Origin of the sequence: Bacillus sp. CECT 9360 (genome assembly GCF_918741275.1) — a bacterium.
GTDB lineage: Bacteria > Bacillota > Bacilli > Bacillales > DSM-1321 > Peribacillus.
This window is the reverse complement of sequence record NZ_CAKKNA010000018.1, coordinates 35951-61297: the sequence shown is the minus strand read 5'-3', so window position 1 is coordinate 61297 and position 25347 is coordinate 35951. Positions and strand designations below refer to the sequence as shown.

Below are 25347 nucleotides of genomic sequence, written 5' to 3'. Positions count from 1 at the left end.
TTTGGTGCTAAATGGTTAAAATATCATATTTGTGAAGGTAGTGAAAAAACAATGGCCATCATATCTCCTGATATCGAAACGGCTTCGCTTTATATTAATGGGGAATGGGTTTCATCCCATACCGGAAAAACCTTTTTCGTTTACAATCCCGCTACCGGAAAGCCGACTGCCGAAGTAAGTGAAGCAAGCGTGGAAGATGTAGACCGGGCGGTTCAGGGTGCAAAAGAGGCGTTTGCAGACAAGCGGTGGCGGGGGATGACTCCCCTTGAAAGAGGCCGGATCCTGCATCAGGTTGCGAGGCTTATTCAAGAGAATCAAATGGAAGTAGCCCAAATCATGACGCGGGAAAATGGGATGCCGATCAATATGGCATTGTTTGTTGAAATCCCGATGGTGGTGGAGTGCTTTGACTATATGGCCTCTCTTGTGGCGCAGCCGATTGGACAAACACAGCCGTTCTCGGCGACTGGTTCCCCGCCGAATCATTTCGTCTATACCGTAAAGGAGCCGCTCGGTGTAGCGGGGCTTATTACACCGTGGAACCTGCCGCTGCTTATGCCGGCATGGAAGATCGCTCCAGCTCTCGCATCGGGGTGCAGCGCGGTTTTGAAACCGGCGCCCGAAACGCCGCTTACTGCGTTAAAACTCGCAGAGCTTTGCCAGGAGGCCGGCGTGCCTGATGGCGTGCTCCAAGTATTGCCGGGCGGCGACGAAGCAGGAAAAGCGATTGTCAGCCATCCGGACGTGCCGAAGATTGCTTTCACAGGCGAGACGGCTACGGGCCGAAAAATACTTGCCGCAGCCGCCCCCTACATTAAGCGGGTTACTCTTGAACTTGGCGGTAAATCGCCAAATATTATTTTTGCCGATGCAGACATCGAGCAGGCTGCAAAAAGTGCATTGTTCGGCTTGTTCTTAAATTCGGGCCAGGTATGCCAGGCAGGGTCGAGGATCTTCGTTCAGGAAAGCGTTTATGAATCGTTTGTGAAGAAAATAGCTGATCATGCCCAAAGACTGACTGTAGGGCCCGGTGATGATCTAACCAATGATTTAGGACCAGTCGTAAGTCACGCACAATTTGAAAAGGTCAATGAATATATTGAAATCGGTTTACGGGAAGGAGCCAAAATGGTTACCGGAGGCAAAAGCGATAGGCAAGAAGGGTACTTCATTAAGCCAACCATATTTGCCGATGTGAAACCTGATATGCGGATTGCCCGGGAGGTAATCTTCGGGCCGGTGGGGGCTGTCCTCTCGTTTGAAAATGAAGAAGATGTGATTGAAATGGCGAACAATACGATTTACGGCCTGGCGGCTGCTGTTTGGACAAAGGATTTAAAGCGTGGGCTCAGACTGGCACAGGAAATCCAGTCAGGTACGATTTGGGTAAACACTTATCAGGTTTTGACCCCTACCGCTCCATTTGGAGGATTTAAGCAAAGTGGTTTAGGACGGGAACTCGGACCTAACGCTTTGGATGCATACCTTGAAACCAAATCCGTGATTGTCGACTTGAATGATCAACCGTTAACATTTTTTTAAGATGCTGGGGGCCCCATTGCGGCCTGGGGCCAGGCACCTATAAAAAGGAGGCTGTTTGATGGAAGTAGCTGAAAAAAGCGCGTTTGGGCTAACCGCAGCGGAAATGGAACAAATCAAACGGGAAATTGACAAGTACAAAGCGGAAATTTCTAAGGCAAAGAGGCAAAGGAAGATTGTCGGAGTCATCGCCAAACATGGACTTGGCTATATTCTTAATGATTCAAACATCTTTCGCCTGTTTAGAAAACGGAATCGTTCCCCCGAGGAAAGTGAAAAGCTCCAGAAGATTGGCAGACGGATGCGGATGGTCTTTGAGGATTTGGGGCCTACGTTCATCAAGCTCGGCCAGGTATTGGTGACGAGGAATGATATCTTGCCTGAAGAAATTACATTGGAGCTGGAATCACTGCTTGATAAAGTACCCCCGATTCATTTTGACTATATTAAATATATACTGGAAACGGAGCTTCCTGAAGGACTTGATACATTTGAATCGATCGATGCTGAACCGATTGGGTCGGCTTCACTTGCCCAGGTTTACCGCGCCCGCCTGAAAACAGGCGAGGATGCAGCTGTAAAAGTGCTTCGCCCAACTGTTGAAAAGCTGTTTCAGACAGATATTTCGATCATTAAGAAATGGGCCCGGCGCTTGCAAAAGCAACTGCCGGTGGAAATGGCTGCTTCTCTCGATTTAAATGAGCTGTTGAATGATTATTACGGCGGTTCCATGGATGAATTAAACCTGGTACGGGAAGCAAGGACAATGGAAGAACACCATAAAATAGCCAAGGATCGTTTTGAATGGCTCCGCGGACCTGATGTGTACCTCGCTACAAAAAATGTACTTGTCATGGAATTCATTGATGGATGGACGATTAAAGATTTTCCGGTCGACTTTTTTACGTTTGAGGAGCGATTGCAGATCATGCTCGACCTGGCCCATTATTATATCGAGTCTTTTATGAACGGAAACTACCATGCCGATGCGCACGGCTCAAATATACTAATTTGCAAGAAAACAAGAAAGGCGGTGCCGATTGATTGGGGAATGATCGGAAAGATGGATACGATGCATACGCAGGCTATTTTCCGGTTCTTAATGCACACCCGCTTGAACCAGGCGGAAGATGCGGCAGAGTGTGCAATGGATGTCGTGATGCCAACTATATACACGGACACAATAAAGTTAAGGGATCAGTATCGCGCGATGTTTTTGAACTATGTAAACTCAACCCAGGGCGAAAAATATAATTGGGGACGGCTGGTGCTGCAGCTGATCAATATTGGGATGATGAATTATTGTAAGATCCCGAACGGCTTGGCGCTCTGGGCAAAAGCGTTTTCTGCCACGGAAGGCACAGCAAGATGGATTTGTCCGGAAGTTTCCTACCATCATGTCGTGGAATCTGCGGATACGGCAGTGATGAAGGGAGTCATTGGTCGCAGGTTCAACTATCGCGCCAATGCCACTTGGATTACCGAGTTTGTGAAAATGTTTGGCACCATGCCGCGCAGGATCAATAAAATTCTGGAACACTTCTATTACAACGATTTCCGGATGAATATGCAACTGCGGGTGGACAAACGGACGGAGAACATGGCGAATCAAATCATGAACCGCCTTGCATTAACGATGATCGTTGCTTCGATTATCATTGCGACCGGCTTAATTATGAGCAATATGCCGAATGTCGAGTTCTTTGGTTTGACGAAGGCCGCCATCGCCAGTACGGGACTTGCGCTTGGCTTGGTTTTAGGTCTCTATTTATTGTGGCGGATATGGCGGACAAGAAAGACAAGGTCCTTTTTTTAGCGGGGATTAGCATGTTTGTGTAAAATACGTAATCGTATAGGAGGAGCAGCATGCGAAATGAGCAGGAAAAAAAGACAATGAATGAGCGGATCCAGGCCTTTTATGCACAAAGCGGCGGCCCGAATAACCCCCAAATTAGTAGAATCATTGAAAAACATCTGCTGGACGGCAAAGATCATGGCACCCCAGGAAAAAGGGAAACATTTAGAGACGCGATTCGGGATGTGTTCCTTGATGACTATTCAACAAAGGATATCGTTATGTGGCTATTGAAAACCAAATACGATATCGGCGATCGTTGGGAGGAGCTGATCAAAGCGAGATCGGGCGAGCTGGGCGCTGCTGCAAAGGAAATGCAGGGCGATGAATCAAAGCTCGAACAAATGGAAGAGCGCCTTCTAAGGATGGAAGAAAATCTTAATAGGCTAGTTGCCCATCTGCAACAGCCAGACGATAAGAATGGGTTCATTAATAAGGGAACATCCGTCAATCAAGCAGAAATAAGCAAGCTATCTAAAAAAAAGCTCATTTATTAATTTCATTTTATACCTTGATTTCATAAAAAAAGCCATATGGGGCATTTGCCCCCAGGCTTTAACATTTTCTTATATTAGACCTTGGCGAATCGCCATAGCAATAGCGTGGGCCCGGTTTTGTGCATCCAGCTTTTTCATTGTTTCAGAGATATAATCTCTTACTGTATATTTACTTAGAAACAACAGATCAGCTGCTTCATCGATTGTTTTCCCATCGGCCATTAAACGCAGTATCTCTATTTCCCTATCTTTGAGTGCTGTTTTTTTAGGGGATGACCACGTCTTTTCAAGATTGCTGGAATATTTGGACAGAATTTCACCGGCATGCTGGCCGAATTTTGTGATTACAGATAGAACTGAATCGGATACCTCGAATGTATTTCCTTCCCCTTGATCCAAGAATACACCGCCCCATATTTGGTTGTTGGAAGCACTGTAAATTGGGGCAAGGACGAGTGATTTTAATTCAAATTGTTTTACGAATTTCTCTGGCAGAATCACTTCCGCATTTGATACATAAATCGGCTGCACATGTGTCATCTTCTTTTTGATCGTAGGGAGATTGTTTAAGTTTTCATTAATTCTCCTAATATCATTCGTATTAATTTTATGGCCCATCACACCGATGCCGATCTCCTCACCATTTTCCGTTTCCGTGTAGTAAAATAAAGCAGCCCGTTTAAACGGCAAGTAATTTACGAAACCGTTTACAACTTTGTCTACGGCTTCCTCAAAATTCCTCGCAAGCATAATCCATTCATCAAAAAGGATGAGTGAATCCTTCCATTCGTTAGTCATCTGCATATTTTGAAATACATCTTCATTTTGCTGCAAAAGCTGCAGAGACAGTGAAAAAAAGGGCTTTATATGCTCCCCATCGCTTTTATGGATGCAAAATAAATAAGTATCCGTGCCCGCGGTTAACGGAAAGACCTCCAGCTCGTTAACAGGAGTTGAGCAGTTAAGCAGACGGAGTATCGCATCGGATAGAAGCGTGAGTGATGGACCTTGCAGCGTCATGATCATATTTTTCCATGTGTCATCTATGATAAGCTTTTGATGAGAAGTGAAGCTGACAATTCGGAAACCAATCTCATCGCTTACGATTTTAGCAGCCCAAAGGAAATGATTTTCTTTTTGTTGAAACAAATGCGAGACGAAATAATCTACATTTATCATTTCTGTTTTTGTCTTTGAAAGAAAAGATTGAACGGTCAATGAAAACAGATGTTGGATGGATTGATGAACATGAAATTCAAACGTGTTATTTTTACCGATGACCTTGTGAATGGCATTTTCCAGCATGGTAAAAATCAAAATGAGCTTTTGAGAGTTGAATGGATGTTCGTTATGATTGGACCATTCCGCTTGCAACTGTCTGAAAACAGGATCGGCGTCATTTGTACAAAGGCTCGGAAGATGCTTCCAAAATAATTCAGGGATACGTTTGAGCTGTTCCCGGCCATTGGGTTCGGGGTCAATCAGCTGTTGATTTTGGTTGATGCGATAAAAAACATAATCCCATTCCTTTTGAATATCGCCTTGATGGGAGTTTATGATGGAAGCAGCTTGCCGTATCAGTTGATCCATTTGTTTTTTCATGGAAATGACCAAACGACCATCCTCCTTTAATGCATCATTAAAGATATATAAATATATTCAGAATTTTCCATTATTAATAAGCATAGTACCAGAATATTATCCCGTCAAGTAATATGGTGGTTCTTGTTTCAAGAGTGATATTATAGTAAAATTCTTATGATATACGTTTGAAATGAGGGGATACGGGATGCCTACACCGAGTATGGAAGACTACATAGAACAAATATATTTACTAATAGAAGAAAAAGGGTATGCGCGTGTTTCCGATATTGCGGAAAACCTGTCCGTACATCCATCCTCCGTAACGAAAATGGTTCAAAAGCTTGACCAGGAAAAGTACTTGGTCTATGAAAAATACCGCGGTCTCGTATTGACCCCAAACGGAAAAAAGATCGGCAAACGGCTTGTATACCGCCACGATTTACTGGAACAGATGTTACGGTTAATCGGGGTGAAGGAAGAGAATATATACCGGGATGTTGAAGGAATTGAACATCATTTAAGCTGGGATGCCATTGACAGGATAGGCGATCTCGTCCAATTTTTCGAAGAATCCCCGAAAAGAATGGAAGAGTTAAGAACGATCCAAAAACTGAATGAAACCGAAGACGAAGAGTAAGCCGAAAAACCGGCTTATTTTTGTCGCCGGGATTTGGCGCAGCTACACATATGCAGATAGAGAAAGTTTATCCTTTCCTTCTGCAAGTAAAGGAGAGGGGACAATGAATAAAAACGGCTGGCATCAAGAGGCCGAAAGAAAATGGGATTCTTTCGCCGGCAAGTGGGCAAGTAACTCCCGTGAAATGTGGGACAATGGAAGCCGCAAGAAAATCATTCCGTTTTTTTCTAAGTACGTTCCTGAAGGTGGGAAAGTAAGCGATCTCGGATGTGGTGACGGTTATGGTTCTCTGTTGCTTGCCAAAAGGGGTTACGAAGTCATCGGACTGGATATCTCCAGTGAAATGATTGATGCGGCCAATCAAAGAGCCGCTGACAACAGCCGTTTATCCTTCATTCGGGGAGACCTCGCTAAACTGCCATTCCCGAATGAAGAGTTTGATGGGGTGATGGCCATCAATTCAATAGAATGGACAGAGTCCCCGCTTCAAGCCTTAAACGAAATCAAACGAATTGTAAAGCCAGGGGGATACGCCTGCTTCGGGATTCTGGGCCCGACCGCCGCACCAAGAGTAAATAACAGTTACCAAAGATTGTATGGTGAAAAGGTCATCATCAATTCGATGCAGTCTTGGGAGTTTGAACAGCTTGCGATAGAAAATGGCTGGGAGCTGTTTGCCGATACCGGTGTGGAAAAACGAGGCGTCGATGTTGATAAACTTGCCGACCTACCGAAGGAATTGCTGCAGGCTGTATCATTTATGTGGTTGTTTATTTTTAAGAAAAAAGCAGCGAACGAGCAACCGAATCAGAGCTAATACAAAAAAACATCCCTGCCGATTTAATGATTGGCGGGGATGTTTTGCTCGATGATCTGGATTTATGCTCGATGATCCGGATTTGGGCTCGATAGATTTATTGTTAAAATACTTTGGAAGATGTCTAGCTACGACATACAGGACGTGCAAGTGCCGACGAAGACATACGATGTAGCGGTCTTCGTCGTTCTTCCTTACTTGCAGGGCGCTTTCGCTTTTCGATTAGTCCCATTCAAATGGCGTTTCTTGATATACATAATAATTGAGCCAATTCGAGAATAGTAAGCTTGCGTGGCTTTTCCAGCGATAAACTGGTTTTTTATCTGGATCATTATCAGGAAAATAGTTTTCCGGTAATTGAATAGGCACTCCTTTTTGAAGATCGCGATAGTATTCAACGGAAAGTGTATCCACATCATATTCAGGATGCCCGGTAATCATGATTTGTTTGCCATCTTTTGATGATAGTAGAAATATCCCAGCCTGTGGAGATTTAGACACAATCAGCAGATTGTCATGGTTTTCAAGCTTCTCGGTGTCGATGTCGGTATGCCTTGAATGCGGAGCCAGAAAGGTTTCATCAAAGCCCCTTACAAGCTTGGTGTTCGGCAGAAGGACGTCATGCTCGAAAATGCCAAAGCATTTTTGTGGAAGGGCATGTTTGCCTATGCCAAAATGATGGAACAATGCTGCCTGGGCCCCCCAGCATAAATGCAAAGTTGATGTCACATTCCCTTTTGTCCAGTCCATGATCTCTTTAAGTTCATCCCAATAGTCTACTTCTTCGAACTCCAGCTTTTCAACCGGGGCACCGGTGATGACCATGCCATCGAATTTCTTATCCTTCACATCCGCAAATGTATTATAAAATTGATCCAAATGCAGCCTGCTCGTATTCTTCGATTCATGGGAGGATAACCGCATAAAAGAAATATTGACCTGGATCGGTGTGTTTCCCAAAAAGCGGAGGATTTGAGCCTCTGCCTTTTCTTTTTCAGGCATTAAATTTAAGATTATGATATTTAAAGGACGAATATCCTGCTTACTTGCGCGTTCTTCATCCATCACGAAAATATTCTCGTTTTCCAATATTTCTTTCGCAGGCAGCTGACTAGGAATTTTAATCGGCATGTATGTACCCCCTGTTCCGAAAATTCAAAATTGCATTATGTCCATTATATATAAATTAGTGCGCTACCGCACCAATTTAGAAAAAATATTAGTATTTCCTTTTAGAATCAGCGTAAAGTGATAAAATGTTAATAGTTTAGTCGAGAGGCGGAGAAATGGTCAATGAAGTCAAAGGCAGTTTTCAAGAGCGACATTGAAATCGCTCTGAGTTCTGAAATGAAAAACATCCAGAAAATAGCAGCTGAAATCGGGATTGGTGAAGAAGAAATCGAGCTATACGGAAAATATAAAGCAAAGCTTTCTTTTGATATGCTGAAGAAGCTTAAGACGAAAGAAGACGGTAAACTCATACTGGTAACCTCGATAAATCCGACAAAAGCGGGTGAAGGAAAGTCTACCGTGACCGTAGGGCTTGGGGATGCTTTAAATAAAATCGGCAAAAAAGCGATGATTGCCATGCGAGAGCCTTCGCTCGGACCTGTTATGGGATTGAAAGGCGGAGCGACCGGCGGAGGGTATGCCCAAGTTCTCCCAATGGATGAAATCAATTTGCATTTTACCGGCGACATCCACGCAATTACGACGGCCAATAATGCGTTAGCCGCATTGATTGATAACCATGTCCAGCAAGGAAATGATCTGAAAATCGACCCGCGCAGAATCGTTTGGAAACGTGTGCTTGATATGAACGACCGTGCCCTGAGAAACGTGGTGGTCGGTCTTGGAGGCCCCGCGCATGGGACTCCGAGAGAAGATGGATTCGATATTACTGTCGCCTCAGAAATCATGGCCATCTTATGTCTGGCGGATGATCTGGCCGATTTGAAGGTTCGTTTGGCAAAAATGGTGATCGCTTATGATTACGGGCAAAACCCGGTGACTGTCGGAGATTTGCAGATAGAGGGTGCGTTGACACTGCTGCTAAAGGATGCGATAAAGCCAAATCTGGTCCAGACGATCGAACATACACCAGCCCTGATTCACGGGGGCCCCTTCGCAAACATTGCCCATGGCTGCAACAGTGTAATCGCGACAAAGGCGGCTTTAAAGCTTGCTGATTATGTCGTGACTGAGGCTGGTTTTGGAGCGGACCTCGGCGCAGAGAAATTTTTGCATATCAAAGCAAGAAGTGCCGAGATTAAACCCGAAGCGGTCGTAATTGTAGCGACGCTTAGAGCTTTAAAAATGCACGGGGGATTAAACAAAGAAGAGCTGGTCAATGAGGATGTATCCGCACTTCAAAACGGCTTTGAAAATTTAAAGAAGCATGTTGAGACAATCAACGAATTCGGTCTACCTTTTGTCGTAGCCTTAAACCGGTTCAGCACTGATAGCACCAGAGAAATCTCGCTGTTTGAAAAGCTGTGCAAAGAGAGTGGTATCCCTTTTGCGATGACAGAGGTATGGGAAAAAGGCGGAAATGGTGGAGTCGAACTGGCAAACACACTGCTCGGTGTGATTAAGAATAATCAAAAGACTTTTAAACCACTATACAACCTTTCTGACTCTTTAGAACAGAAGATCAGGACCATCGCCCAGAAGGTTTATGGCGCTTCCGATGTGGAGTTCAGTTTGGATGCAAGAAAACAGATGCTTCAATTTGAGAAAGAAGGCTGGTCGGATTTGCCTGTCTGCATGGCGAAAACGCAGTATTCCCTTTCAGATAATCCGCTCAAGCTTGGGCGCCCTAAAGATTTTGTCATAACGGTTCGCTCTTTAAAACCGTCGATTGGCGCTGGTTTCATCGTCGCATTGACCGGAGATATCATGACCATGCCAGGCCTGCCGAAAAAGCCGGCCGCGATGAATATGAATGTCGATGAGTCCGGAAACGCACTGGGGCTATTTTAAGTGCTAAACGGTAATTTTTTCAGAAGGAGGTGAAGCGGACATGTTTGATCCGACCGCATTTGAAAACATGAAAGTCGTATTGGAGGGCGCCATCTACGATAAAGAATTGGACGGCAAAGCTATTGTCACAAATAGAAAGGATCTCGTAAATCTTTCTACCCTCTCCAGACAATATGAAATTGAAATCAGTCTTCCGGATCATCATGCCTGTAGGTCTTGCATTCTGCTGGAGGCTACTATAGAAAACCTGGCATCCGAGCTTCTGGAAAAGGAATCGGATTCGCAATCAGGAAGTGTGGTGACCGTCCGTTTCACATTGCCCTGTGGAATGGACGAAAAGGAAGCGGTACAATTGATCGGTTCTCTCGAAACCATCTGGGGTAAAGACAGAATCATAGACGTAAGCAGTACTGTGCAATTTTCGAAAGCCGGCGGAAGCCATACCTCCTATTCCGTTGCTTCCGTTTCCTTCGGCAGATTGGTAAAAGAAGAACAAATGGACGACCTGCTGACGATGGCTGATTATATGGTAGATTCATTGGTGATGCTGGAAAGTCACTATGGAGAGTTTTAAAATTGCTTTCAATGCATGTAAAGGGTAATATAACGATACAAAATAACGGGGAGTGAGATGAACGATGTCAGTTTATGAATTTGAGGCTAAAAAAATAGATGGTGAAGAAATTCCATTGAGCCAATATAAAGACGAAGTACTTCTGATTGTAAACACAGCGAGCAAATGCGGTTTTACTCCTCAATATGAAGAGCTCCAAACCTTATATGAAAATTATAAGGACAAAGGGTTTTCCGTGCTTGGATTTCCGTGTAATCAGTTTCTCGCCCAGGAACCTGGTGACGAGCTAGAAATTGACTCGTTTTGTAAGCTGAATTATGGTGTAAAGTTCCCAATGTTTGCAAAGGTCGATGTGAATGGAAAGGATGCCCATCCACTATTTAACTATCTGACGGAAAACGCCCCCGGGGTGATGGGTTCAAAAGCAGTAAAATGGAACTTTACGAAATTCCTGATTGACCGCAATGGAAACGTCGTAGAAAGATATGCACCGCAAACCAAGCCGCTTGAAATCGAAAGCGATATAAAGAAGCAGCTTTAAAATGGTGGACCCCCATTCCTGACTAAACGGAAGGGGGGCCCCTTTTCTCTTTTTTGGCAGAATCGATACTTTTCTATGAAAATTGAAAATCCGTTCCAAAATTCGAAAACCTGCTACGATTACACCAACCCTTGATGTGAAATTCAAACCCTTATTTGGTTCATTTTTTTCAAGTAAAGGAATACAAATGCCTTACATCGAAATATAATGAATCAGGATTGGGGAGGGATGCGCATGCAACAAAAAACAGCATGGATCACCGACAGCACTGGTTTTCTTGATGAGGAGCTCAAGAAAAACCCCGATGTTTACGTCGTTCCGATGGTAGTGATTATAAACGGAAAAGAATATGAAGACGGCAAAAATATAATGCCTGAAGAGCTATTTAAGCTGATGAAGGAAGAAAAGATAGTCCCGACTACATCACAGCCATCTGTCGGCACCTTTCTGGAGCTGTATCAGAAACTGGCGCGTGATTATGACCGTATTATTTCGGTTCATGTTTCAAGCAAGCTGAGCGGAACGGTAGCATCAAGCATACAGGCAGCTGATATGGTGTCAATTCCTGTCCATGTACTGGACTCTTTGCTCATATCCTTCCCGATGACCATTCTACTAAAAAAGATCATGAGTGATATTGAAAATGGTAGCTCCGTGTCGGAAGCTTTGAATAGAGCGGAAAGTTATCGAGACAGAAACGAGACCTATGTAATGATTGGCAGCCTTGAGCAGTTGCATCGGAGCGGCAGGCTGTCGGGCACCCATTATTTATTGGGGAGCGTTCTGAATGTAAAACCGGTCGTAACCATTGAAAATGGAGCCTTGGAAATAAAAACGAAAGTCAGGAGTGAAAAGAGGGCAGAACAATTACTCATCGATCATTTCTCAGTGTCTTGCACTAAAGGAACGGTAAAGGAATGCTGCATTTTGTACGGCTCCTCGCCTCAGCAGGCAGACAGCCTGAAAAAAACACTCCTTGAAACAAATCCAGATCTGACCCTCCACATTTATCCATTGGGCACTGCAATCGGTGTCCATGCAGGAGACCGCACGATTGGCCTAAGCTGGTTTCAAGATTGATTAACAGCAAAAAGAGATTTTTACACCCGTTAAGCCATCCTCTTTGTTAGCAGAAGGGAAAGCATAAACTTTCCTTTCTGACTACGTCTAATCTCCGCCTTTAGGCTCGTCAATCGACGAGTTTTCTTTATTTCTGATTATCAACCCAATTTCCTTTTCATTGGCGATACTCATGATAAAATAGTACCGATAACCCAAAAGGAGAATGATATGAATCAATCTTATATACAGAAAGCTGAGGAGTTCGTAAAAAACCAGCTTGGCAGTGATGCGAGTGGCCATGACTGGTTTCATATTGATCGGGTACGAAAGCTTTCTTTGCATATAGCAAGCTCGGAGGCTACTGGGGATTTATTCGTCGTCGAAATGGCGGCGCTTTTGCATGATATTCCCGATGGTAAGTTACATGAAAATGAAGAGGCTGGTTGGGATATTCTCCTGAACTGGTTCAAAGAGATAAATTTGTCTGAAGATCGGGAAAAAGCGATCATCAAGATTATTTCCACGATTTCCTTTAGCGCAGGGATTTCCGATCTTCCATCGATTGAAGCAAAGATTGTCCAGGATGCGGACCGGCTTGACGCGATAGGAGCGATCGGAATCGCCAGGACCTTTGCTTACGGCGGAAAAAAGGGACAGCCAATGTATGATCCTTCTATTCAAGTCAGGGAGAATATGACGAAACAGGAATACCGTTCAGGCAATAGTACTTCCGTTCATCATTTTTACGAGAAGCTGCTATTATTAAAAGAAATGCTGCATACGAGCACGGCAAAAAAGATTGCAGCCGAACGCCATGATGTTATGCATCTTTTTTTACAGCAATTTTATAAAGAATGGGATGTTAGATTATGAAAGTGTTCAGTATGGAGAATCTTGAAAAAATGCAAGGGGAGAAACAAATTTTCAAGGATATCTCCTTTTCCATAACGGAAGGCGACAAAATTGGGATTATCGGCGTGAATGGCACGGGGAAGTCCACGTTATTGAATATTATTTCCGGATTGGACGAAAGCGACGGAGGAACAAAGGATCATCCAAAGGACTACACGATCTCCTATTTATCACAAGCCCCGGTCTTTGACGAAGAACTGACAGTGTTTGAATATTTATTTGCCGCTGATACTCCGGTCTTCTCCTTGATAAAGAATTATGAAAAAACATTGCTGCTTTTACAAAGCAATCCTGAAAATACGAACACACAGGAACGGCTATTAAAGCTGCAACAGTCCATGGACGAAACCAATGCATGGGACACGAGTGCCGACGCCAAATCAATCCTGACTAAACTCGGTCTATATGATTTCTCCAAAAAGCTTTCTGAAATGTCAGGCGGGCAAAAGAAAAGGGCAGCGCTTGCCAGGACATTGATTGAAAACCCGGATTTACTTATTCTCGATGAGCCTACTAACCACTTAGATTTTGATAGCATTACCTGGCTGGAAGACTATCTGGGCAATTACCAACAATCTGTTTTATTCGTGACCCACGACCGCTACTTCCTTAATCGGGTTTCCAGCAAAATTTGGGAGATTTCTCAAGGGGATTTATATGAATATAAAGGTAGCTATGCCGACTTCCTTGAGAGCAAAGTGATCCGCGAAGAAAATGAGTCCCTAAAGCGGTCTAAGAAGGAAAGCTTGTTCAAAAAAGAACTGGCCTGGATTCGAACCGGTGCAAAAGCCAGGTCAACGAAACAAAAGGCAAGAATTCAACGGTTTGAAACATTAGATGATGACTTAAAGAATAAAAAATCGAAGGAAAACCTCGAAATTGAATTGAGTGGTTCAAGACTTGGGAAAAAGGTGCTGGAACTGAAAGAAATATCAAAATCGTTCGGAAGCATGCCGATTTTGAATCGATTTTCTTTTTTGTTCAAGCCGGGTGACCGGATTGGGATTGTCGGCAGTAACGGTACCGGAAAGTCGACCCTGTTAAATATTCTATCAGGAACACAGACGATCGATAATGGGGAAATCGAGATCGGGCAAACCGTTAAGCTCGGCTATTATTCTCAGGAAAATGAAGGCTTGGATGAAAACCAGCGGATGATTGAATATATCCGAAAAACGGCAGAATCGATTTCGCTTAAAGACGGAAGCTACATTTCTGCGGCGACGATGCTCGAGCGATTCCTTTTCCCAATGAATACCCATGGAACGCTGATCCGAAAGCTTTCCGGCGGCGAAAAGAGGCGGCTTTATTTATTGAAAATCCTGATGTCAGCTCCAAATGTACTGCTGCTGGACGAGCCGACAAATGACCTCGATACCCAAACCCTCACAGTGTTAGAGGATTATTTAGAATCGTTTGCAGGCGTAGTCATCACGGTTTCGCATGATCGCTATTTTCTTGATAAGACGTGCAGCCAGCTGTTTGTTTTTAAGGGCGAGGGGGTTGTCGATTTATATTATGGACAATTTTCCGAGTTTCTTGAGGAATCGAAAGCAGCCACGGCCGCTGTCAGTGTAAAGCTAACTTCTGTAACAACTGCGCCGGTGAATGAGAATACAAAGAAGAAGAAGCTCACTTTTAAAGAAGCGAAGGAATGGGAAGAAATCGAGGACAATATGCAAGAGATTGAAGAAAGGTTAAACGCAATTTCCAAAGAAATGGCCTCCGCTGGCAGTGATTATGGGAAAGTAAAGGATCTTTCGGACGAAGAGAATGAACTGAACGAAAAGCTTGAAAATATGATGGAGCGCTGGGAGTATCTTGCGGAAAAAGTGGAAGAATGAAAGGCATAGGCTATTAGGCAGCCTATGCCTATGTATTAATCCGAGGATCCGCAGAACTGATATTAACCGGGTACTATGATAAAATTTGTGTTAAAGTCCTTGATTCATTAAAAAAGGAGAGAGCATTCTTGCAAATAAAATCAATTGAACCAACACCAAGCCCTAATACAATGAAAATAAATTTAACCGAAGAGCTTGTTTCCGGAAAAAGCAATAACTACAAGAAAGAACAGGCGGATTCCGCGCCTGCAGTCATAAAAGAAATTCTCCAAATAGACGGGGTGAAAGGGGTCTATCATGTTGCAGACTTTCTTGCCGTGGAACGAAATCCTAAATTCGACTGGAAGGAAATCCTGATTAAAGTCCGTCAATGCTTTGGAGAGGATACTGGCAAAGAAAAAGGCGAGAATACGATGCTTGACCACTATGGTGAGGTATATGTGCTCATTCAGCAATTCAAAGGGATTCCGATGCAAATAAAAATGAATGACGGCACGACAGAAAAAAGATTCGCACTTCCCGACTATTTCGTAAAAGCGGTAGGAGACGCCCAGCTTCCTGATGACAATGTCGTGATCCTTCGAAAATGGAAGGACTACGGTGTCCGCTACGGTGAGATGGACGCAATCGGCACGGAGGTGACAGAAGAACTCATCGCCGCTTATCCGAAGGAAAGATTGCAAACGCTCGTGAAGGCCGCCCAAAGTAGCGATGAGAAAAAAGATACAGTCGTTAAAAGGAATAAAATCAAACTCACGGAAGAAATGCTTGCCGAAGATGATTGGGAAAAGCGCTATCAGGCACTTGATCAAATGGATGATCCAACGGTAGAGGATATTCCGCTGCTTGAAAAGGCATTGGATGACAGCAAGGTATCTATCAGAAGGCTGGCTGTTGTCTACTTAGGGATGATAGAAGATAAAACAGTCCTGCCGGCACTTTATAAAGGGTTGCATGATAAAAGTTCGCCCGTCCGCCGAACAGCGGGAGACTGCCTGTCAGATCTCGGCTTTGAAGAGGCAATGGATGAAATGGCGAAGGCGCTTTCAGATAAAAATAAACTCGTCAGATGGAGAGCCGCGATGTTTTTATATGAATCCGGTAATACCACAGTACTGGCGGCACTGAAGAACGCGGAAAATGATCCGGAGTTCGAAGTGGCGATGCAAGCGAAGATGGCAATCGAACGGATCGAAACTGGAGAAGAAGCAAAAGGTTCGGTTTGGAAGCAGATGACCGAATCCAGACAGCAATAAGTAGCAGAATATATGGCTTTGAGAATGAAAAAGTAAAATCATTCCCAAAGCCATTTTTTTCGCAAAAAGTCCAACAATAAATCTTCAAAAGATAATATTTTTAAAATTATGAGAAAATTGTTGAAATTATCTTCAAAGTTTTCTATATTGATAAGAAAACAAATGGAGGTTTTATGATGGCAAAAGATCTAAGAATCCGCAGCAAAGTCATCAGCGAGGGAGAGACTCGGGTTCCTAACCGTGCGATGCTCCGGGCTGTTGGCTTTACCGATGAAGATTTTAAAAAACCGATGATTGGCATTGCAAGTACGTGGAGCGAAGTAACTCCATGCAATATACATATCGATGAACTGGCAAGAAAAGCAAAATCCGGTGCTAAAGAAGCCGGTGGAGCACCGATGATTTTTAATACGATTACTGTATCAGACGGTATTTCCATGGGTACGGAAGGCATGCGTTATTCTTTGCCGAGCCGTGACTTGATCGCAGATTCCATTGAAACGGTTGTTGGCGGGGAAAGCCTGGATGGCTTTGTCGCAATCGGGGGCTGTGATAAAAATATGCCGGGCTGTATGATGGCGATTGCCCGGATGAATCTGCCGGCCGTTTTTGTGTATGGCGGTACAATCAAACCAGGAAAATTAAAAGGAAATGATGTGGATATCGTATCGGCATTTGAAGGGGTAGGTCAGTATAATGCAGGAACGATCGACAGGGATGACCTGCACCAAATAGAATGCCATGTTTGCCCTGGCGCCGGATCATGCGGCGGCATGTACACCGCAAATACAATGGCAAGCGCGATCGAAGCACTTGGGATGAGCCTTCCAGGAAGCTCCTCCCATCCGGCAGAAACAGATGAAAAACATGATGACAGCTTCAAGGCAGGACAAGCCGTCTATAATCTGCTTGAAAAAGATATCTATCCTCGCGATATTTTAACGAAAAAGGCATTTGAAAATGCAATCACCGTTGTAATGGCATTGGGCGGTTCAACCAATGCAATCCTTCACTTAATGGCGATTGCTCACTCAGCTGAAGTCGATTTATCGCTGGATGATTTTAACCGCCTGCAAAAGAAAGTTCCTCATATTGCCGATCTTAAACCAAGCGGCAAATATGTTATGCAGGATTTGTTTAATGTCGGCGGTGTGCCTGCCGTTATGAAGCTTTTATTAAAAGGCGGCTTGCTTCACGGGGATTGTTTAACTGTGACAGGAAAAACACTTGCCGAAAATTTAGAAGCGTTTCCTGATCTTCTTGAAGGGCAAGAAGTCATTTACCCGCTTGACGCACCACTACGGGAAGATGGCCCGCTTGTGATCCTTAAAGGCAATCTGGCACCAGAGGGAGCCGTTGCCAAAGTTTCAGGTTTAAAAGTGAAAACTATGAGCGGTCCCGTAAAAGTATTCGACGATGAACCGAGTGCTACGGCAGCGGTCTTAAATGATCAAGTACAGGCGGGCGATGTTCTCGTCATTCGCTATGAAGGGCCAAAAGGAGGTCCGGGAATGCCTGAAATGCTTTCCATTTCCGGGATACTGGTCGGAAAAGGCCTCGGTGAATCTGTTGCCTTGCTGACCGATGGACGTTTTTCAGGAGGAACACATGGCCTTGTCATCGGACATATCGCCCCTGAGGCACAGGCAGGTGGTCCGATCGGGCTGATTCAAACAGGTGACATCGTAACGATTGATACAGAAAAGCAAGAGCTTGCTGTCCAGCTAACCGAAGAAGAGCTCAAAGAGCGTAAACTGCAATGGCAGGCTCCGCCTTTGGTCGTAAGAGGAACTCTAGCTAAATACGCAAGACTGGTCTCTTCAGCCTCCAAAGGTGCTGTGACGGATTTGTTTGAAGAAGAAACAGCAAAAGAACGTTCTGAAGTGAAGAGTTATTAATTGAGAACCAGGCCGGAAGCTTTTGCTTTCGGCCTGGTTTTTTAATCTGCAAAAAAATATGGTGAATATACGTTTCGTTTAAATGGGCTATGTTTTCGTTTGAATCATTAAGTTTCTCGTTTGAATGATAAAAGTCTCCAGTTTAATCGCCATATTTTGTAAAAAAATACCCCCTTACAGATAAAATACATGATGATTGGCCTGTTTCTGCCATTATCAAACTTTTATTTAAATAATAAGGAGCTCTTTACAATTTTTACTAAACAATGAGTTATCAAGACGCCTCCTTTGCACAATAATAAAAGGATGTAGTATGCTAAAACTACCACACGAAAATGTGATAACAGGAGGTTATATTATGTCAATGGCATATGAAGAATATATGAGACAAATGGTTGTACCAATGCGCCAGGAGCTTGTACAGGCAGGTTTTAACGAACTGAAAACAGAAGAAGAGGTCGAGAAGTATATGGATAATGCCGAGGGAACGACACTCGTCGTTGTAAACTCCGTTTGCGGTTGTGCAGCAGGGCTAGCCCGTCCGGCAGCTACACAAGCGGTTCTCGGTTCTGATAAAAAGCCAGATCATTTGGTGACGGTGTTTGCTGGACAAGATAAAGAGGCAACTGCGAAAATGAGGGAGTTTTTCAAAGGAATTGAACCTTCTTCTCCTTCAATGGCACTTTTGAAAGGAAAAGAAGTCGTCCACTTCATTCCGCGGCACGATATTGAAGACCATCCAATGGAAGCGGTTATGGAAAACCTCATGTCTGCTTTTGAAAAATTATCATAAGAAAAATGGAGAGAGTGTCAAAAGGCATTCTCTTTTCTATTGACAGGGAGATTTATTATGTTTGTTACTACCGGTGGACGCACCGATGATAAAACGATAGAAAAAGCGAAGCAAGCGGCGGAGTACTTGGATCTGCGATACGTTCCGCGGCTGAAACGTTCGGTGGCCTCGCTCCAAAGAATTCACGGTGGCGATTGTTTAGTTATTGGAAGACAAAGGCTTGAACTATATAAAGTGAATCAGGCAGAACCTTTTTTCTTTCATCCGAATGTCGCCATGCTAAGAATCAAAAGGCTGCTAAAAGGGAAACCAGATCCGTTTGTATATGCAGCCGGAATCCAAAATGGTTCAAGTGTCCTCGATTGTACGCTTGGATTAGGTGCGGACGCTATCGTTGCGAGCTTCGTAGCGGGGAAAAACGGGAACGTACAAGGGATTGAGGAAAACCCGCTGCTTTCGTTTGTGGTCGAAGAGGGACTTGAAGAATGGTCGTCGGGAAATGAAGCAATTGATCACGCTTTAAGGAGAGTGATCGTTAAGACATCCAACCATCTGGACGTATTACGGTCATGTTCAACCGGCAGCTTTGATGTCGTTTATTTTGATCCGATGTTTGAAGAAAACATTGCAGAGTCAGACGGGATTCGTTCGCTAACTTATTTTGCGGCCAGAGATGAACTGCTAGCGGAAACAATCGAAGAAGCCAAGCGGGTCGCAAAACAGAAAGTCGTGCTGAAAGACTATTTTCGTAGCGAAAGATTTGCCCGGTTTGGTTTTCAAGTCATTGTACGAAAAACCTCAAAGTTCCATTTTGGCTATATAGACGTGCAAGCAAATAAGTGAGCAGTTGATTTAAGCGGAAAAAATGAGGATTTAAGCGAAATAAGAGCCCATTTAAGTGAAAAATATGGCGATTTACGCGAAAATAGTGCTGATTCAAGCGAAAGTTCGCTCCATTTACGCGAAAGTACTGTTCGCCTTATAAGGAAAGAAAAATGGCAGACCGCACAACCCGCCTGCCATTTCTTATGCTAATTAAGATAATCCTCCTCAGTCAGCCCGGCAGCTTTTCCTTCCCGGCTGGAATCAGCTGCTCCAAATAAAGTCCCGTCATGAGGATCTATTTGGATGCCTTGGACATTGCCGATACTGTGGGAAACCTCATTGAAGGCAAAGCCCATGGACTCGAGGCGGCCTTTGCTGACCATGTCCATACCTTGCTCCCATTCGATATGCGGTCCCATTGGCGTGAAGATGCGCGGTTCCTCAATGGCGTCCTTTAAGTTCATATTAAAGTCTATGACATTGATAAGCGTTTGGGAAACAGAACTGAGAATGGTCGGGCCTCCCGGTGAGCCAAGTGTTAAGACAGGTTTGCCATCCTTAAAAATGATCGTGGGGCTTTTAAAGCTGACTGGCCGTTTTCCCGGCTCCACTTGATTCATGCCGCCCGGTATCGAATCGAAATCGGTAAGCTCATTATTCAGCATAAAACCATATTCAGGAACCATGATCCCGGAACCGAATGGGTGTTCAACTGTCGACGTGCAAGCGACGATATTTCCCCATCTGTCATGTACGGTAAAATGGGTTGTCTCACTCAAATCTGCATCATCAGGCTGCTGGACAATATCCCGTTGTTTTACCGTGTCGTACTGCCATGGGTTCCCAAAGTCGATTTCCGAATTCCTGCTTTCCCAATTAATCAGCTTTCTCCTTTGAGTCAGATAATCCTCATGAAGAAGCCCCTTCAATGGCAAGTCTGCAAATTCAGGATCTGCAAAGAATGCTTTTTTATCAGTAAACGTGAGGCGCATTGCTTCGGCGATTAAATAATACTTTTCCCAGGACCTTGCACCGTACTGTTCAAGTTGAAATCCTTCCAGAATCTTCAGCATTTGGATTAATGCGAATCCGCCTGCACTCGGTGCATACGAGGACGCGATTTTGTAGTCTTTATAGGTACCCCAGACAGGCTCGTCCACTGTGATTTTGTAATCGGCAAGATCGCTGAGCTCCATAAACCCACCAAGATTTCTTATAGCTTTGATGATTCCCTTTCCGATCTCTCCTTCATAAAAAGCCGAAATTCCTTCCTTCTGCAGAATCCGGTAGGTTTTTGCAAGATTTTCTTTTTTATAAATGTCACCTTCTTGTATCTTTTTCCCATTTGGTGAAAAGATGGTCTGGGCTTCATCTCCTAAACGGTAATGGAAATTCTCCAGGGCATCAGATAATACCCAGTTAACAGGCACCCCTTGTTCGGCATGCTCTATCGATGGTTCAATAAGCTCGGAAAGAGGTTTCGTCCCGTGTGCTTTACGTGCTTCCTCCATCGCTTTCAATATACCGGGAATGCCAACAGCGGTCGCACAAGTTGACCTTTTTTTAAATGGGATGACCTCTTTATTGTCATCGAGAAACATTTCAGGATGAGCGGCTTTTGGTGCCCTGACATGACCGTCATATATTTTTATTTCATTGACCTTTTTGTTATAAACCATCATAAATCCGCTGCCGCCGATACCAGTCATCATCGGTTCAACGACGTTTAACGCAAATTGGATCGCGATCGCCGCATCGACCGCGTTTCCGCCGTCTTTTAAAATTTTTTCGCCCACATCCGTTGCGACCGGATGGGCCGTGACGACCATCCCGGCTTTACCGGTTGCCGTTTCTCTTTCATGATAAGCCATGCTAATAAGCCCCCTTAAAATGTAAAAGATTAGTTATGAATTTAAAATAACGTAAAGTTCGTTATTGATTTTTCAGCTTGAAGGGTAAAAGAAAACCTTGTCAATTAAATGACAAGGACTTAAATAGTAGTATGTCTAATATTAATCAGTAAATGACAAGTAAACGAAATAAGTTAACATTAATAAGCTCAGAATAACGATTGCAATTGACCACTCCATGACGGGCCTCCCTTAGTTTATACATTAGTATGGCCTTCAGCTACTTATTATTATCCTTTTTTCGTCCTATTAAAACATTTTTGAATAAAGGTTAGAAATAAAGCGAAAAGGCATGTATACTAGAATCATATAAAAACGCATCCACAAAAACAAGAAGAAGTTCGAAAGGAGGGGTTGCCATGAAAGCGGCCAATTGGTTGAAAAAAAGTCTTGTTGTTTTAGTTTCTATTTTAACATTCGGGCTGGTTACCCCTTCCGACTTTCAGTGGTTAGCGCAAGCGGAGGATGGTAAGAGTCCGAAAAAGGATTCCGTACAAGAAGCTGATACACAATTCCTGCATAACGCGACTTCTTATAAAAGGGAATCCGTTAAGAGGGAACTGTTTGTCGAAGAAATGCTTAAGAAGGCGGAGAGAAATTCTTATATGAAATTTGGCGAAAAAATCAATGTGAAAATTGGAGATGAATTTAAAGAAGTTATTCTGCCGAAAATGGAGGAAACAATTGACCAAATTGCCCTGCAGTTTCCGGAGGAAGAACTTATCCAGCTGGCTATTTCGGAAAAACCGGCCACTGGAAGGGGAGAGAAGATTTTTCATATTTATAATGAAACGACAAATGAGGATATAATCCGTTTTCATGTGAGACAGGAAAATCCGCCCCAAAAAGGATATTGGTTTAATTTTCATTACCATACCTATCACGACCAGTTCATTACCCATTACGAGCTTGGTAAGCTTTATTGGGATAAAAATACCCCGCCTAAATGGGCGGATAACGCCTATCTATCTTAAAATTAGTCAGCATAAAAGAAGGACAGTCAGGAATTTGACTGTCCTTCTTTGTACGTGCTTCTGCACATGAATCGGAATAAAAGCGAAAAAAACGTGAAGAAGACAAAAGGTACGATAAAAACGGGCAAAAGTGAATTCATGTTCGGATAAAGGAAAAGGCCGAGAAATACAGAAAACAACAGTAAATCCAGGTATACGAATAACTCTAGGCTGAAAACGTCCAAAACATCTTCAGCAAGTTCAGGGTGCTGTTTTACTATTTCGTGTTTATGATAGTGTCTCATCCCAATCACCTTGTAAGTCTGAATACTATCTATATATGAGCGGGCCGCGCATAGCGTGACACATAATAAGCTGCTTTTTCCAATTATTAAACATTTGTCGCCGTACTATTTTTTTATTTTCATATGTTATAATTTTAATATATGTCAGAGCATCTTCATGATAATGATGCTGTCTGAACCAATTTGAGATTACATCAACAAAAAGAAGTTCTGCTACTTGAGCAGACTTTTTTCTTTAGAGAGGGATTATTATGAATATAAAGAAGCTGGCTTTTATCTTTGCTTTTCCGGCTGTTCTTTTAGGCGCTCTCTTTTCATTTGATTCTCTTCCTTCTGCATCTGAAGAAGGGATCACATGGGCCGAGTTACCGGAAAGTAACCCGTTGAAGCACAAAAAGCTAATCAAGGATAATCAAAACCTTCAACGCCTGTTTCTCTTTTCCAATTCAGTGTTTAATAATGAAGAGGCGTATTCTATTATAAAGACCATCAACAGTCTTCCGCCGTTCATGCTTGATCGATTAGTCGAGAACAATGTGCGGATTAAGTTGTTCACAGGCAGTTTGACCGATAACCGGTCAGCAAGGCATTTAAGAGGAGAAAAGCCGAGAGGCTACACAAATTCTGAACACACATGGGATGATGTGCCGGGAATGGGCGGAACTAGAAATGTTCTCATCAAGATAGGCGCGAGCGGAAAGGGAAGCGGTCATGGCTCAGTCAGCCTCGAGCTTCATGAGCTGGCGCATACATTGGATACGATCGTCTACGGGAATATCCGCGAAGATGAAGGGTTTCTCCGCATCTGGAAAGAGGAAGCGCCTGAGCTTTTTCCGGGACGGCCTTATTTTCTCACCCACCCTGAAGAATACTTCGCTGAATCCTTTGCGATGTATTATTATAAAAACGCTCGCGATAAAACGGAGTTACAAACGAAAGCACCGAAGACTTATTTTTTCATCAAACAACTGGACTGATATTCTGATAGAATAGAGAAGAAGATTTTTAAAAGGTGGGTTACGATGAAGCAATATTTGGACTTATGCAGACATGTCCTTGAAAACGGGACCGAGAAACAGGACCGGACAGGCACGGGGACGATTAGTACTTTCGGTTATCAGATGAGGTTTGACCTGGGAGAAGGTTTTCCGCTGCTGACAACCAAAAAACTGGCTCTTAAGGCCATTATCCATGAGCTGCTTTGGTTTTTGAAAGGTGATACGAATGCAAAGTATCTTCAGGAAAACGGCGTCCGCATTTGGAATGAATGGGCTGATGAAGACGGTGAACTAGGACCGGTATACGGCCATCAATGGCGTTCATGGGGAACAGCGGATGGAAGGCAGATCGACCAAATCTCGCAGGTAATCGAGCAAATTAAAAACAACCCGGATTCAAGGCGGCTGATCGTAAGTGCCTGGAATGTTGGTCAGTTGGAAGACATGGCGCTTCCACCGTGCCATGCGTTTTTCCAATTTTACGTTTCGGACGGAAAGCTTTCCTGCCAGCTATACCAGCGTTCTGCCGATGTTTTTCTCGGTGTGCCATTTAATATCGCTTCCTATGCATTATTAACAATGATGGTCGCCCAGGTTACCGGACTGAAGCCAGGCGAGTTTGTGCATACCTTCGGTGATGTACATATTTATTCGAACCATATGGAACAAGTCAACCTGCAGCTTACAAGGGAGCCGAAGAAGCTACCTGTCATGAAAATTAATCCGGAAGTGACGGACATTTTTGACTTTTCTTTTGAAGATTTTGTGCTCGAAGATTATGATGCACATCCGCATATTAAGGGAGTTGTCAGCGTATGATCTCGCTTATGCTCGCAATGGATGAGAACCGCTTGATCGGCAGGGACAACCAGCTGCCGTGGCACCTGCCTGCGGATTTGCAGTATTTTAAAAACGTGACAATGGGGCATCCAATTGTGATGGGACGCAAAACCTTTGAGTCAATCGGCCGTGTGCTGCCAGGAAGGGAAAACATTGTCGTGACCCGCAATGCTGAATTTGACGCCGAAGGAGTGACGATTCTGCACTCCATCGACGATGTCAAACAGCTGGCTGATTCTTCGGCCCAGGAGCTATTCGTGATCGGCGGGGCGGAAATCTTCAAAGAAATCCTTCCTGTCACAGACCGGCTTTATATTACTGAAATCCATCATGCCTTTGAGGGAGATACTTATTTTCCTGAAATCCAAGAAACAGAATGGGTGCAGCGATCATTAACACCAGGCACGGTTGATGAAAAAAACCGTTATCCGCACGACTTTATTATTTTGGAAAGAAAAAAATAATATCTAAGTCCGCCTCAGTCATTTGAGGCGGCTTTTTTGGTCCAAACTAAGGCATTTATTAACCGAACTCGGCATTACTATCCAAACTAGCGATTTATTATCCGACCTGAGGCATTTATTATCCAAACTCAAAATTGCGTTTGCCAAAGACTTCGTCGCAGGATGTGGTGTTTTTATTAGAGCCGGCATCGACGTAAGCATGAAGCTGCTAATTTTCTTATAAGAATTTTTAGAAAAATCTGTTGTTTTACCAAGCTAAAG

22 protein-coding genes are annotated in these 25347 nt (G+C 43.7%); 19 read left to right on the top strand and 3 right to left on the bottom strand.

The genetic code is table 11. The features are described 5' to 3' along the window. Window positions 1-51: 51 nt before the first annotated feature. From LQ216_RS18180 to LQ216_RS18170, 3 genes are read left to right on the top strand one after another with little or no spacing between them, the layout of a single operon-like run. Entirely contained in the window at window positions 52-1542 is a 1491-nt protein-coding gene (locus LQ216_RS18180) for an aldehyde dehydrogenase family protein (RefSeq protein WP_230130839.1), read from the top strand. A gap of 58 nt (window positions 1543-1600) precedes the next feature. Continuing rightward, window positions 1601-3355, top strand: coding sequence for an AarF/ABC1/UbiB kinase family protein (locus tag LQ216_RS18175; protein ID WP_230130838.1), 1755 nt, complete (start codon window positions 1601-1603; stop codon window positions 3353-3355). A 50-nt stretch (window positions 3356-3405) separates the two neighbouring features. After that, the gene (locus LQ216_RS18170) at window positions 3406-3891 is read left to right on the top strand and encodes a hypothetical protein (RefSeq protein WP_230130837.1); all 486 of its coding nucleotides are present in this window, start codon (window positions 3406-3408) and stop codon (window positions 3889-3891) included. Window positions 3892-3960: 69 nt separating this feature from the next. Here LQ216_RS18170 and LQ216_RS18165 read toward each other — a convergent pair whose 3' ends face one another. Beyond that, complete coding sequence (locus LQ216_RS18165; protein WP_230130836.1) at window positions 3961-5505, bottom strand: LuxR C-terminal-related transcriptional regulator; 1545 nt, start codon at window positions 5503-5505, stop codon at window positions 3961-3963. A 175-nt stretch (window positions 5506-5680) separates the two neighbouring features. Between LQ216_RS18165 and mntR the strand changes: the two genes are divergently transcribed. Next, a complete protein-coding gene (gene mntR / locus LQ216_RS18160; RefSeq protein ID WP_230130835.1) occupies window positions 5681-6112 on the top strand; it encodes a transcriptional regulator MntR in 432 nt (143 codons plus the stop codon). Between the two features lie 103 nt (window positions 6113-6215). After that, the gene (locus LQ216_RS18155) at window positions 6216-6929 is read left to right on the top strand and encodes a class I SAM-dependent methyltransferase (RefSeq protein ID WP_230130834.1); all 714 of its coding nucleotides are present in this window, start codon (window positions 6216-6218) and stop codon (window positions 6927-6929) included. Window positions 6930-7151: 222 nt separating this feature from the next. Here the strand turns inward: LQ216_RS18155 and metA are convergent, their stop codons facing one another. Next, on the bottom strand, window positions 7152-8060 hold the full coding sequence (gene metA, locus LQ216_RS18150) for a homoserine O-succinyltransferase (protein ID WP_230130833.1): 909 nt from the start codon (window positions 8058-8060) through the stop codon (window positions 7152-7154). A 162-nt stretch (window positions 8061-8222) separates the two neighbouring features. Between metA and LQ216_RS18145 the strand changes: the two genes are divergently transcribed. The 10 genes from LQ216_RS18145 (at window position 8223) to LQ216_RS18100 (ending at window position 19634) form a co-directional block, all read left to right on the top strand. Continuing rightward, window positions 8223-9911: a formate--tetrahydrofolate ligase gene (locus LQ216_RS18145; protein WP_230130832.1), complete on the top strand. Its 1689-nt coding sequence runs from the start codon at window positions 8223-8225 to the stop codon at window positions 9909-9911. A 40-nt stretch (window positions 9912-9951) separates the two neighbouring features. Further along, window positions 9952-10485, top strand: coding sequence for a hypothetical protein (locus tag LQ216_RS18140; protein ID WP_230130831.1), 534 nt, complete (start codon window positions 9952-9954; stop codon window positions 10483-10485). A gap of 64 nt (window positions 10486-10549) precedes the next feature. Then, window positions 10550-11026, top strand: coding sequence for a glutathione peroxidase (locus tag LQ216_RS18135; RefSeq protein WP_230130830.1), 477 nt, complete (start codon window positions 10550-10552; stop codon window positions 11024-11026). A gap of 234 nt (window positions 11027-11260) precedes the next feature. After that, window positions 11261-12106 carry a DegV family protein gene (locus LQ216_RS18130; RefSeq protein WP_230130829.1) on the top strand — a complete coding sequence of 282 codons (846 nt, stop codon included), beginning with the start codon at window positions 11261-11263 and terminating at the stop codon, window positions 12104-12106. A 210-nt stretch (window positions 12107-12316) separates the two neighbouring features. Continuing rightward, a complete protein-coding gene (locus LQ216_RS18125; RefSeq protein ID WP_230130828.1) occupies window positions 12317-12961 on the top strand; it encodes an HD domain-containing protein in 645 nt (214 codons plus the stop codon). Beyond that, window positions 12958-14844, top strand: coding sequence for an ABC-F family ATP-binding cassette domain-containing protein (locus LQ216_RS18120; RefSeq protein WP_230130827.1), 1887 nt, complete (start codon window positions 12958-12960; stop codon window positions 14842-14844). The genes LQ216_RS18125 and LQ216_RS18120 overlap by 4 nt, the downstream gene beginning before the upstream one ends. A gap of 128 nt (window positions 14845-14972) precedes the next feature. Then, complete coding sequence (locus LQ216_RS18115; RefSeq protein WP_230130826.1) at window positions 14973-16100, top strand: conserved virulence factor C family protein; 1128 nt, start codon at window positions 14973-14975, stop codon at window positions 16098-16100. 176 nt (window positions 16101-16276) lie between these two features. Further along, window positions 16277-17998 (top strand): dihydroxy-acid dehydratase, encoded by a 1722-nt coding sequence (gene ilvD / locus LQ216_RS18110; RefSeq protein ID WP_230130851.1) that lies wholly within the window; start codon window positions 16277-16279, stop codon window positions 17996-17998. 358 nt (window positions 17999-18356) lie between these two features. Continuing rightward, window positions 18357-18791 (top strand): BrxA/BrxB family bacilliredoxin, encoded by a 435-nt coding sequence (locus LQ216_RS18105; protein WP_230130825.1) that lies wholly within the window; start codon window positions 18357-18359, stop codon window positions 18789-18791. A gap of 57 nt (window positions 18792-18848) precedes the next feature. Further along, window positions 18849-19634: a class I SAM-dependent methyltransferase gene (locus LQ216_RS18100; RefSeq protein ID WP_230130824.1), complete on the top strand. Its 786-nt coding sequence runs from the start codon at window positions 18849-18851 to the stop codon at window positions 19632-19634. Window positions 19635-19822: 188 nt separating this feature from the next. Here the strand turns inward: LQ216_RS18100 and ggt are convergent, their stop codons facing one another. After that, window positions 19823-21487 (bottom strand): gamma-glutamyltransferase, encoded by a 1665-nt coding sequence (ggt, locus tag LQ216_RS18095; RefSeq protein ID WP_230130823.1) that lies wholly within the window; start codon window positions 21485-21487, stop codon window positions 19823-19825. 398 nt (window positions 21488-21885) lie between these two features. Between ggt and LQ216_RS18090 the strand changes: the two genes are divergently transcribed. The 4 genes from LQ216_RS18090 to LQ216_RS18075 all read left to right on the top strand — a co-directional run bounded on the left by LQ216_RS18090 (window position 21886) and on the right by LQ216_RS18075 (window position 25086). Then, window positions 21886-22500, top strand: a complete 615-nt coding sequence (locus tag LQ216_RS18090) for a YpjP family protein (protein ID WP_230130822.1) — start codon at window positions 21886-21888, stop codon at window positions 22498-22500. 535 nt (window positions 22501-23035) lie between these two features. Next, on the top strand, window positions 23036-23761 hold the full coding sequence (locus LQ216_RS18085; RefSeq protein ID WP_230130821.1) for a toxin: 726 nt from the start codon (window positions 23036-23038) through the stop codon (window positions 23759-23761). Window positions 23762-23806: 45 nt separating this feature from the next. Continuing rightward, window positions 23807-24601 (top strand): thymidylate synthase, encoded by a 795-nt coding sequence (locus LQ216_RS18080; protein WP_117308088.1) that lies wholly within the window; start codon window positions 23807-23809, stop codon window positions 24599-24601. Further along, window positions 24598-25086, top strand: a complete 489-nt coding sequence (locus LQ216_RS18075) for a dihydrofolate reductase (protein ID WP_230130820.1) — start codon at window positions 24598-24600, stop codon at window positions 25084-25086. Before LQ216_RS18080 ends, LQ216_RS18075 begins: the two co-directional genes overlap by 4 nt. Window positions 25087-25347 lie beyond the last annotated feature (261 nt).